This is a genomic window from Microbacterium wangyouchuni (genome assembly GCF_054072595.1).
In genome coordinates this window covers 446,721-457,020 of sequence record NZ_JBSVRM010000002.1, presented here as the reverse complement: position 1 = coordinate 457,020, position 10,300 = coordinate 446,721, and the positions used below count along the sequence as shown (strand labels likewise).

The following is a 10,300-nucleotide window of genomic DNA, read 5'->3' as shown; positions in this document are numbered from 1 at the left end:
TTCCTCCTGACTCCTTTTTTGCGCGTCGGACAGCTCCGCGAGGGGGTGTGCCGCTGCTTGTGTCTCTCCACGTCCCTGACAGTTGCGCGTGAGATCATAGAAGGGCTATGTCGACCACTCAGCCCAGTCTTCCGCCCGTGCTCCGACCAGCCGCTCCGCCAAAGCGGGCGCTGACGGATCTCGCCGCCCGCTTTGCCACCGCCACCCGCGGTGAACTTGCCGGTGTCACCCTTTCCGGAATCACCCTCGCAACCGCCGATCTCCGCGCCGGCGAGGCTTTCGTCGCGATCCGTGGCGTCAACAAGCACGGTGCGGAGTTCGCCGTAGCAGCAGCCCAGAAGGGCGCCGTCGCCGTCATCACTGACGCGGCCGGTGCTGAGATCGCGGCCGCTTCCGGGCTCCCCATCATCATCGTCGATGACCCGCGCGGCGTCCTGGGCGCCCTCAGCGCCTGGGTGTACGGCACCGGCGCCGATGACACGCTTCCACTGCTGTTCGCCGCCACCGGAACCAACGGCAAGACCAGCGTCTCCCATCTGCTGGAGGGCATCCTCCGCCAAATCGAGGTTGTCACCGGGCTCTCCTCCACCGCAGAGCGCCACATCGCCGGCGACGTCATCGTCTCCCGACTCACAACGCCCGAGGCATCCGAGATGCACGCTCTGCTCGCGCTGATGCGTGAGCGCGACGTCGAGGCCGTCGCGGTAGAAGTCAGCGCCCAGGCGCTGTCACGTCACCGCGTCGACGGCATCGTTTTCGATGTCGCCGGCTTCACAAACCTCAGCCATGATCACCTCGACGATTATGCCGACATGCAGGAGTATTTCGCGGCGAAGCTGGCCCTGTTCCGCCCCGATCGTGCCCGGCGTGCCGTGATCTGCCTGGATTCGCCGTCCGGCGCCGATGTCGTCGCGGCCTCAGAGATACCCGTCGTCACTGTCGGCACCCCCGCAATCGCGGCCGATGCCGAGGCCGCGGCGGCCGCCGACTGGGTTGTCACGATCGACGAGGAACGCCAGCGCGGCACCCGTTTCACGATGACGGGCCCCCAGGGTCGATCCCTCACCACGGTTGTTCCCGTCATCGGCCCGCACATGGCCTCCAACGCGGCCCTCGCGATCGTGATGCTGCTGGAAGGCGGGTACGCCTGGGAACGCATCAAGTCGGCGCTTGAGCGCGACGGCCAGATCAACGCCTATCTTCCCGGCCGCACCGAGCTGGTCTCCGGCGACAGCGGCCCCGCGGTATTCGTCGATTTCGGACACACCCCTGACGCCTTTGTGAAGACCCTCGCCGCCGTTCGCCGCGTCACGCCCGGTCGTACCCTGATGCTCTTCGGCGCAGACGGCGACCGCGACGCGACGAAACGGCTCGATATGGGACGAACAGCTGTCGAGGGCAGCGACATCCTCGTCATCACCGACCACCATCCGCGGTTCGAAGATCCGCAGTCGATTCGTGCGACGCTCATCGAGGGCGCACGTAACGCGCAGCCGGATGCCGAGATCCACGAGTATTCCCCGCCGGAAACGGCGATCGTTGCCGCGGTCGCCCTGGTCGGTGACGGTGACGCGATCCTGTGGGCAGGGCCTGGGCATCAGGATTACCGTGACGTCCGCGGTGTGCGCACGCCGTATTCGGCACGCGAACTCGCCCGCCGCGCGCTGCGTGATGCCGGCTGGTCCGTGCCGGAGCCGCACTGGCCGGTGCCGTACGCGGACTGACCTCAGCGCGTGCCGATGAACTGATCTGCCGTTGCGCGAGCCCACGATTCCGCCTCAGCAAGAGACTCCACGGTCAACTGATCAGGTGAATCGTGCGCATCCACAACGCGGGTGATCGTGTCGACGATGCCGAGGAACGACAGCCGTCCGTCGTGGAAGGCGTCCACGGCCTGCTCGTTGGCAGCATTAAAGACCGCGGGGAAGGTCCGACCCGCACGGCCGACCTGTTTCGCGAGTGCGACAGCGGGGAACGCCTCATCATCGAGCGGCTCGAAGTCCCAGCTGCTCGCCTGCGTCCAATCCAGTGGACGCCCCACCCCACCGATTCGATGTGGCCAGTCCAGCGCGAGCGAGATCGGCAGACGCATGTCGGGCGGTGATGCCTGGGCGATTGTTGACCCGTCGATGAACTCGACCATCGAGTGCACGATCGACTGCGGGTGCACGACAACCTGAATGTCGTCGTAGTCGACGTCGAAGAGCAGGCGCGCCTCGATCACTTCGAGGCCCTTATTGACCAGTGTCGCCGAGTTCGTTGTCACGACGCGGCCCATATTCCAGGTGGGGTGCGCGAGTGCTTCCGCCGGAGTGACATCGTTCATCTGCCGGCGGGTGCGTCCGCGGAATGGCCCCCCGGATGCTGTGACCACGAGCCTGCGGATCTCGGCGTGCGTGCCGGAGCGCAGCGCCTGAGCGAGGGCCGAGTGTTCGGAATCGACCGGAACGATCTGCCCCTCTTTGGCCGCCGCGGTGACCAGCTCGCCGCCGACGATCAGCGACTCCTTGTTCGCGAGCGCGAGCGTGCGGCCGGCCTGGAGCGCCGCCAGCGTCGATCCGAGCCCGATCGATCCGGTGATCGCGTTCAGCACCACATCTGCGTCGACATCGCGGACGAGCTGTTCGGCCTGCTCCGCACCGAGCGCGGTGTCATCGACGTGGAACTGCTCGGCCTGCTGAGCGAGAAGCTCGGCGTTGCTGCCCGCAGCAAGTCCCACCAGCTCGAACCGCCGCGGATTGGCCCGGATGACGTCAAGGGCCTGTGTGCCGATGGAACCAGTAGAGCCCAGAACGATGATGCGACGCATATCGTCAGCCTATGCCCCGGCGTCGAATCCGGAGCACTCACGGGTACGTTATGCGGCCGCCGGGTGCATCGTGGCGAGGATATCGATCACGAAGACGAGGGTCTGTCCGGCGAGCTCGTGCTCGCTCTCGCCCTCCTCGCCGTACGCCAGCGCCGGGGGAATGACGACGAGCACCTGGGAGCCGACCTTCTGACCCTCCAGCGCCTCTACGAAGCCCTCGACGTAGGTGTTTCCCGGAATCTGGATCGGTGCGCCGTTCTCCCACGACGAATCGAACGTCTCTGCGGTGTTCCAGCTCACGCCGTGGTACTGCAGGAGCGATGTGTCCCCGGCCGTAACCGCAGCACCGTCGCCCTCCTTGAGCACCGCGATCTGCAGCTCGGTGGGTGCCTCGCCCTCAGGGATCTCGACGGAGGGGACACCGTCCTCATCGAGCGTGACGGCGGGCAGGCCTTCGGTAGGCTCCTGCTCCTCACCCCAGGCCGCCGTGGGCACCACGTCGAGCACATCGAGAATGTAGTACTGGGCAGCGGCTTCTTCGGTCGTCGGGAAGACGATCGACAGGCGCGATCCCGCGCTCGCACAGCCGATGAGCTGGCCGAGCGGCGCATCCGCTGTCAATGCCGCGGGAAGCAGTTCACCGTCGGTGTAGCCGGCATCGCCGATACGATCACCGCTGTCACCGTCGAAGGCGCTGAGCGCGTAGCTGACGTAGTCACCCTCGGAAATCTTTGCGCCATCGCCGTCCGAAAGCACAGTGCGCTGTGCTTCTTCAACCTTCTGGCCGAGCTCGAACTTCGCTTCCGAGGCCGTGCCGAAGTCACCCTCAACGGTGACATCATCCGATGCGGCGCCGGACTCGACCGTGGCCGAGCACAGGTCGGTCGCCGTCGTCTCGGAGTCCTTGTCCTGTCCGGTGGCACCCTCGGTACCCGCACAACCGGCGAGAAGCAGGGTGGCTGCAATGGTGGTGGACACGGCGATGAGTGAGCGGTTGCGCACAGTAAGACCTCAAAATCTTCTGGAGGGACACCTCATACTGTCGTATTCGCCTTTGCCCTCGCTGAGAAGCTGCTCCGTCGATCTCCTCTGACACGCGCGGACGGCTGCATTCCCGCGGTGGCATGCGCCCGGGAGTAGCCTGATCTGATGACCTCTGAGCAGTCGCCCTCCCCCGAGTCGGCCGTCGAACCGACCGGGACGCGAGCCGCAGAGGAGTCGGAGACGCCACGCCACGCAGGCGGAATCTATGCTTTCGGCCGTGCGCTCGCGCGAATCATCTACCGCCCGCACGTCTTCGGACGCGAGAAGGTTCCTGCCACCGGCCCCGTGATCTTCGCCAGTAACCACCTCTCGTTCATCGACTCGATCGCGATCCCCGTGGCAGCGCCTCGTCCCGTGCATTTCCTGGCCAAGTCCACCTATTTCGAAGGGACCGGCGTGAAGGGGACGATGATGCGCCGTTTCTTCCAGTCGATCGGCGCGATCCCCGTCCGTCGCGGCGCCGGTCAAGCCGCATTGAACGCCCTGGACCAGCAGCGGCAGCTGCTTGACGAGGGCCTCGCCGTCGCGCTGTATCCGGAGGGGACCCGCTCCCGGGACGGGCGCCTGTACAAGGGCCGCACCGGCGTGGCGTTTCTCGCACTGCAGACTGGCGCTCCGGTTGTCCCCGTCGGGCTCGTCGACACCGATACCGTCATGCCGCAGGACGCGAAGATGCCCTCGCTGAAAAAGCGCGTCACCGTTCGCTTCGGCGATCCGATCGATGTCTCGGTGCATGGCCCAGCCTCCAGCGGCAGGGCTCGGCGACTGGCCACGGATCAGATCATGTCCGCGATTCATGCCCTCAGCGGTCAGGAACTCGCCGGTGTCTACAACGAACCGCCGGCCCAGAGCACGATCGAAAAGATCAAGCAGGCTCTCCCGCACGAGCGGCGCTAGCCGAACCAGCCGTAACTGTCGCTTCATGGCGAACCGGGAAATTCACCGAGTTCGCGATGAAGCACATCCGATGAGCGTCCGCGTGCGCGCGCTCGGCGGCGCCGATCATCGCGGCATCGACCACGATGACCTGCGGCCGCAGAAGCACCTCTGTGAACGCGCCCCCGCTCCTGCCATCCTCGGTCATCACCCCCGTAGCGCTGTCGCGGTACGAAACCACCACGACGCCGGCTGACACGCAGGCATGCAGATACGACAGCAGATGGCATTCCGACAGCGCCGCAAGCAGCAGGTCCTCCGGATTCCACCGCTCGGCGTCGCCACGAAAAGGTTTGTCGGCGGAGGCCAGCAGCAGAGGCTTCCCATCGACACGAATGCTGACATCACGCGAGTAGTCCCGATAGCCGCTCGTGCCGGTGCCGAGATTTCCATCCCACGTGGTGGTGAGGGCGTAGTGGTGTTCCCCGATCTTCATCGCGCCAGTCTGACACGGTGCGCCACAGGGATGGGAAAACCGGACGCACTAGGCTTGTGGGGTGCTGGAGACTCTTACTGTGGCGGATGCTGTTGAACTTGCCGTTGTCGAAAGAAGCGGATTCGTCGAATCACGCCATGCTGGAGCGGCAATCGTGCTCTCGCCTGACGGCGATGTGGTGCGAACGCTCGGCAATCCGGACGCGCTGATCCTCCCCCGCTCGAGTTTGAAGCCGCTCCAGGCAGTTGCCTGCGTCACCGCGGGTGCAGATCTCACCGGTGTCGAACTGGCCATGTCGACGGCCAGTCACACCGGTACGGACCGTCACGCCGACGTCGTGCGGGAAATTCTCACCGCCGGCGGCCTCACAGAGGATGACCTCGCGTGCCCGCCGGCTTGGCCGAGCGACACGCGCAGCCGCGATGAGCTTGTTCGCGAGCACGGGCAGCCTGCCCGCATCCGCATGAACTGCTCGGGAAAGCACGCTGCCATGCTGCGTGCGTGTGTCGCCACTGGCTGGCCGACTGCGGGTTATCTGGATGCCGCGCACCCGCTGCAGCTGCATATCCGTGAGGTCGTCGAGCGCCTCACCGGTGAGAAGATCGCCCACACGTCGGTCGACGGATGCGGGGCCCCCGTACACGCAATCACTCTTGCGGGTCTGGCTCGCGGCATCCACCGTATCGGCACCGCGTCCGAGCGTTCGCCCTTTGCGCTGCACCGCGTCGCCGGCACCCTGGTTCGCGCCGTCAAGGAGAACCCCTGGACGATCCAGGGCCCAGGGACGGCAGACACCATCGCGATTGAGACGCTCGGCGTCTTCACTAAGGGCGGCGCCGAGGGGATCATGGTGATGGTCGCCCCCAATGGCGCGACTGTCGCTCTGAAAATGCTCGACGGCTCTTCTCGCGCATCGACGATCGTCGCGGCAACGTTGCTGGCTCGGGCAGGCGCACTCAGCGATGCCGATGTCGCCACGTTGACCGCTGCGCTCCCCCTCGCCGTGCATGGCGGGGGCAGCGACGTCGGGACGATCCGTCCTGGCGCCGATATCTGAGGCCCCGACCCGGGGCTCTGAATCCCTCACCCTCGAGGGCGAACAGGAGCAATGATGAGAATCGGCGTCCCCACCGAGGTCAAGAACAACGAGTACCGTGTCGCGCTGACCCCTGCCGGTGTGCATGATCTGGTGCGCTCAGGCCACGAGGTCTTCGTACAGGTCGGCGCCGGTGTCGGATCTTCCATGCCCGATGCCGAGTACGCCGAGGCGGGCGCGACGCTCCTGGGCGACGCATCCGACGTCTGGGCGAATGCCGAGCTCGTTCTGAAGGTCAAAGAGCCCATCGAATCCGAGTACGTTCATCTTCGCGAAGACCTGACGCTTTTCGCGTACCTGCATCTTGCCGCCGATCGCGCTCTGACACAGCGTCTCGTGGCCGAACGGGTCACCGCCATCGCGTACGAGACGGTGCAACTGCCCGGCGGAGGATTGCCGCTTCTCGCTCCGATGAGCGAGGTTGCCGGGCGACTGGCCCCGTTGGTCGGTGCCAACACACTGATGCGCTCCAACGGCGGCCTCGGGTTGCTGATGTCCGGAGTTCCCGGAACGCGCCCAGCGACCGTGACCATCATCGGCGGCGGTGTCGCCGGTGCGAACGCCGCTGTGATCGCCAGCGGGATGGGCGCCGACGTCACGATCTTCGACACCAACATCGCGCGACTGCGGATGCTGGATGACCACTTCGCCGGACGTGTGAAGACGGCCGCCTCCAACCCGCTGGATCTGCGCAGTGCCGTACTCGCCTCCGACCTGGTGATCGGCTCGGTGCTGATTCCCGGCGCCCGCGCACCCAAGCTCGTCACGAATGAGATGGTGTCGCAGATGCGCCCCGGCAGCGTCCTGGTGGACATCGCTGTCGATCAGGGTGGTTGCTTCGAGGACACCCGTCCCACCACGCACGACGATCCGACCTTCGCCGTGCACGACACCGTCTTTTATTGCGTAGCCAACATGCCCGGCGCCGTTCCCAATACGTCGACCTCAGCGCTCACCAATGCGACTCTCCCCTATATTCGCCAGATCGCGAGCCGGGGCTGGCGAGAGGCCCTTCGATCGGATGCCGCGCTGGCTGCCGGGCTCAACACCACCGGCGGAGCTGTGGTCAACGAGAGCGTCGCTGTTTCGCACGGCTGGGACTCCCAGCCGCTCGCGTCGGCGCTGTGACGCTCAGACGGCGCTGAGCCCGGGAACGACCACCCGACGTGGTGAGGAGCCGTCGTGCAGCGCCCAGGCACGAGCCATATGGGTGTCGGCGTACGGCGGCAGCTCACGGCATCCGGCGAGAGAGCGTAATTCACTCGCGCACTCGGCGAGGATCAGCATCTCCCCCTCGCTGCGGACACGCTGCCATTGGGCGAACTGACGCTGCCAGCTTTCCGCGTCTCCAACCAGCACCGTCGGGGTTGACGGAGACGACATCGTTAGTGTGGATGAGTGATCCGTTGCCTGCTCCGCGAGACGGTCAACGACCGGACGCACATCGCAGTACGGAAAGGCGCTGCGCAGTGCCTCGGTCACACGGCGCACCGCGGGCGCGACGACCCCGACGATTCCTGCCGCCGGCGACCACAGCGAATCAGTGCTCGACTCGCGGGCTGGTGCGTGACCGTGAGCGGGCTCCGGCTGCACCCAAGCGATCTGCACCTCCCGTTCGTCGATGCGGCCGCGCCCGGCCGGACGGTCACGGTGGTAGCCGTCGTTGTCGCCGCCGGCTGCCAGGTGTTCCATCTTGGTACTCATCCGCAGCAGCAGGCGCTGCGGCAGCGCATCGACGACGCGAGAGATCTGACCGGATCCGCGCCCCGTCGCGATCACAACGGTGCAACCGCGCGCGGCGGATGAGCGCACCAGCTTCTCGAAGCGTTCGATGAAAACCTGCGCATACTCAACCGGAAATGATGCGGTCAACTGGTCCAGGTCATCGCACAGGACGAGTCCCGGAGGCGCAGCATCCCCCTCGCTTAGCGCCGTCAGGGCATCCCACGCCCGTTCGGAGTCTGCGGGAATCAGCATGGCGTGTGGGCTCTGGGCTGACAGAAGCCGGAGGATGCTCGACCGGCCGGAGCCGCTTCCTCCGATAACGGCGAGCCCTCGATCGGTTCCGGGCCGCAGCAGCATCGGCGACTGCCGTTGCCGTTCTGGTTCGTCGATGAGCCCCACCAACAGCGCGTCCGGTGCATCGTGGGAAGGAGTCAGCTCATCCAACGCGAGCATCTTCGGCAGCGGCGGCAGCCAAGGACTCGCCGGCTCGGCAGCCCCCGCCCACCGCGAGGCAGCGGCGCGCAGATCGTCCGCCCCGGTCAGCGCGATGCGCACGGCGAAAGCATCCGAATCTTGCGGACGCCGAATGAAAGCCAGACCTCGGGATGCTGCGCCACCGGGGAGGTCGGCAGCGTCGTCGGAGCCGATCACCAGCCGGCTGTCCGCGGCTTCCGTCACTCTCAGGCTCACGCGCAGCGGACAGTTCGCCGCCAGCGCGTCTTTGATCACACCGGCCGCGCGCTGCGTGCCCAGGATCAGATGCATCCCCAAAGCCCGTCCGCGCGCCGCGATGTCGGTGAAGACGGCGCCTAGATCCGGGTGCTCCTGCAGCAGCGCCGCGAACTCGTCGACCACGATCACCAGGCGAGCCAATCTGCCACCGGCTTCGGTGACATTTCGAGCGCCGAGCTCTGCGAGGATGGCCTCGCGGCGCCGGAGTTCCGCGGTCAGGCTCTCCACACCGCGTCTGGCGCCCTCCTCATCAAGATCGGTCATCACCGCGGCCACATGCGGCAGCGCTCGCAGCGGATCAAATGCCGTACCGCCCTTGAAATCCGCCAGAACGAATGCCAGCGTGTCCGGATCGTGCGCGGCAGCCATCGCCGCGATCCAGGTGACCAGCAGTTCGCTCTTTCCCGAGCCGGTCATACCTGTGACGATCGCATGCGGGCCGTCCTCAACGAGATCGAGGAACACGTCAGCGTTCTCGGTGCGGCCGACCGCGGCACGGAGCCCCGGCGCATCGTCGTGCGGCGGCGGTCGCAGTTGTGCCAAGGCCACGCTGTCGGGCAACTGGGCAACATCGCCCTCGCGATCCAGACTCGCGACCGCGAGAGCCTGGGCTTGCGCCATCGAAAGGCATTCCACCACGATCTCTTCGACACCCGCGGTGGTCCGCAGCCGCCCACGTTGGGGGCGTGTGCAGTCGATCACCGTCGTGATGCCCTCTGGCACGTCTGCGTCAGAATCGCATACCCACACGTGCGCAGCTGCATCTGGGGAGTCTCCGTCGCCGAGCATCACAGCGATCCGCCAGGCACCACGGCGGGGTCGACCGGCGTGCGGAAATCGCCCGAGTCCCAGCGGCCCGAGTCCGTCGCCGAGCAACGCGAGCTGCGACGGGGAAAAGCGCAAGCACAACTGCACCAGAAGAGCCCGCGCCGCGGCGGAGGCGAGAGGCAGCGGTCCGTGAAAGCAGACACCGCGCCGCATCGGGACGACCACCGGAACATCCTCGAGGTTCGCCGCCCGCTCGCGAAAGGCTCGCGCACGCTCGCTGTCGTCGCCGGTGACTCGCAATGCACTGGGGCGCGTGCCGGAGCCGACGACGAGCGCGGTGGTGTCGTCGATCGGTTGCAGATCACGCAGGGGCGGGTCCAGAATGCTCGCAGCCGCATCAGGGTGATTTCGCCGAAGTTCGCGCCGCTCCCGCAACTGCCGACGTCCCAGGTCCTGCTCGACGCGCCGCCAGGCAGCAACTGCGTCTTCGTCCGCGATGCGGCGATCACGACGCTTCGTGCGCAACCCGTCCAGCAGCGATGCCCCAATCATCAGCGGCCCCAGGGCTGCGAAGCACAGCGAGAAGATCGAACCGGTGATCAACCACAGCACGACGCCTGCGGCGATCGGCACGACAGCCGCCAACACCGGAATGGGCTGTTTGCGAGGCTCTGCGGCCGCGGGCGGCAGCATGATGGGTTCAAGGTCCATGCACCCATTGCACGACACCCGAACCGCACAGAAGCCGTTATCC

8 protein-coding genes are annotated in these 10,300 nt (G+C 66.4%); 4 read left to right on the top strand and 4 right to left on the bottom strand.

What is annotated here, in order from left to right; all coding sequences use genetic code 11:
• The first annotated feature begins 107 nt into the window (after positions 1-107).
• Positions 108-1,724: a Mur ligase family protein gene (locus ACW5CM_RS04885; protein WP_457124327.1), complete on the top strand. Its 1,617-nt coding sequence runs from the start codon at positions 108-110 to the stop codon at positions 1,722-1,724.
• 2 nt (positions 1,725-1,726) lie between these two features.
• Here the strand turns inward: ACW5CM_RS04885 and dxr are convergent, their stop codons facing one another.
• Together dxr and ACW5CM_RS04875 are read right to left on the bottom strand one after the other, a co-directional pair.
• Entirely contained in the window at positions 1,727-2,809 is a 1,083-nt protein-coding gene (gene dxr, locus ACW5CM_RS04880; RefSeq protein WP_457124326.1) for a 1-deoxy-D-xylulose-5-phosphate reductoisomerase, read from the bottom strand.
• A gap of 48 nt (positions 2,810-2,857) precedes the next feature.
• Entirely contained in the window at positions 2,858-3,787 is a 930-nt protein-coding gene (locus ACW5CM_RS04875) for an FKBP-type peptidyl-prolyl cis-trans isomerase (protein ID WP_457124325.1), read from the bottom strand.
• Between the two features lie 171 nt (positions 3,788-3,958).
• Between ACW5CM_RS04875 and ACW5CM_RS04870 the strand changes: the two genes are divergently transcribed.
• A complete protein-coding gene (locus ACW5CM_RS04870; RefSeq protein ID WP_438253639.1) occupies positions 3,959-4,750 on the top strand; it encodes a lysophospholipid acyltransferase family protein in 792 nt (263 codons plus the stop codon).
• Here the strand turns inward: ACW5CM_RS04870 and ACW5CM_RS04865 are convergent.
• On the bottom strand, positions 4,719-5,225 hold the full coding sequence (locus ACW5CM_RS04865) for an OsmC family protein (RefSeq protein ID WP_457124324.1): 507 nt from the start codon (positions 5,223-5,225) through the stop codon (positions 4,719-4,721). The two genes, ACW5CM_RS04870 and ACW5CM_RS04865, sit on opposite strands and share 32 nt — an antisense overlap.
• Positions 5,226-5,286: 61 nt before the next feature.
• On the opposite strand from ACW5CM_RS04865, the gene ACW5CM_RS04860 reads away from it, so the two are divergent.
• Together ACW5CM_RS04860 and ald are read left to right on the top strand one after the other, a co-directional pair.
• Positions 5,287-6,282 (top strand): asparaginase, encoded by a 996-nt coding sequence (locus ACW5CM_RS04860; protein ID WP_457124323.1) that lies wholly within the window; start codon positions 5,287-5,289, stop codon positions 6,280-6,282.
• Between the two features lie 54 nt (positions 6,283-6,336).
• Positions 6,337-7,449, top strand: a complete 1,113-nt coding sequence (gene ald / locus ACW5CM_RS04855; RefSeq protein ID WP_438253636.1) for an alanine dehydrogenase — start codon at positions 6,337-6,339, stop codon at positions 7,447-7,449.
• A 3-nt stretch (positions 7,450-7,452) separates the two neighbouring features.
• Here ald and ACW5CM_RS04850 read toward each other — a convergent pair whose 3' ends face one another.
• Positions 7,453-10,257, bottom strand: coding sequence for an FtsK/SpoIIIE domain-containing protein (locus tag ACW5CM_RS04850; RefSeq protein WP_457124322.1), 2,805 nt, complete (start codon positions 10,255-10,257; stop codon positions 7,453-7,455).
• Positions 10,258-10,300 lie beyond the last annotated feature (43 nt).

Excerpts from the sequence above, each read along its gene's own strand:
- ACW5CM_RS04885 (WP_457124327.1), top strand. The coding sequence starts at position 108 with ATGTCGACCACTCAGCCCAGTCTTCCGCCCGTGCTCCGACCAGCCGCT.
- dxr (WP_457124326.1), bottom strand. The coding sequence starts at position 2,809 with ATGCGTCGCATCATCGTTCTGGGCTCTACTGGTTCCATCGGCACACAG.
- ACW5CM_RS04870 (WP_438253639.1), top strand. The coding sequence starts at position 3,959 with ATGACCTCTGAGCAGTCGCCCTCCCCCGAGTCGGCCGTCGAACCGACC.
- ACW5CM_RS04865 (WP_457124324.1), bottom strand. The coding sequence starts at position 5,225 with ATGAAGATCGGGGAACACCACTACGCCCTCACCACCACGTGGGATGGA.
- ald (WP_438253636.1), top strand. The coding sequence starts at position 6,337 with ATGAGAATCGGCGTCCCCACCGAGGTCAAGAACAACGAGTACCGTGTC.
- ACW5CM_RS04850 (WP_457124322.1), bottom strand. The coding sequence starts at position 10,257 with ATGGACCTTGAACCCATCATGCTGCCGCCCGCGGCCGCAGAGCCTCGC.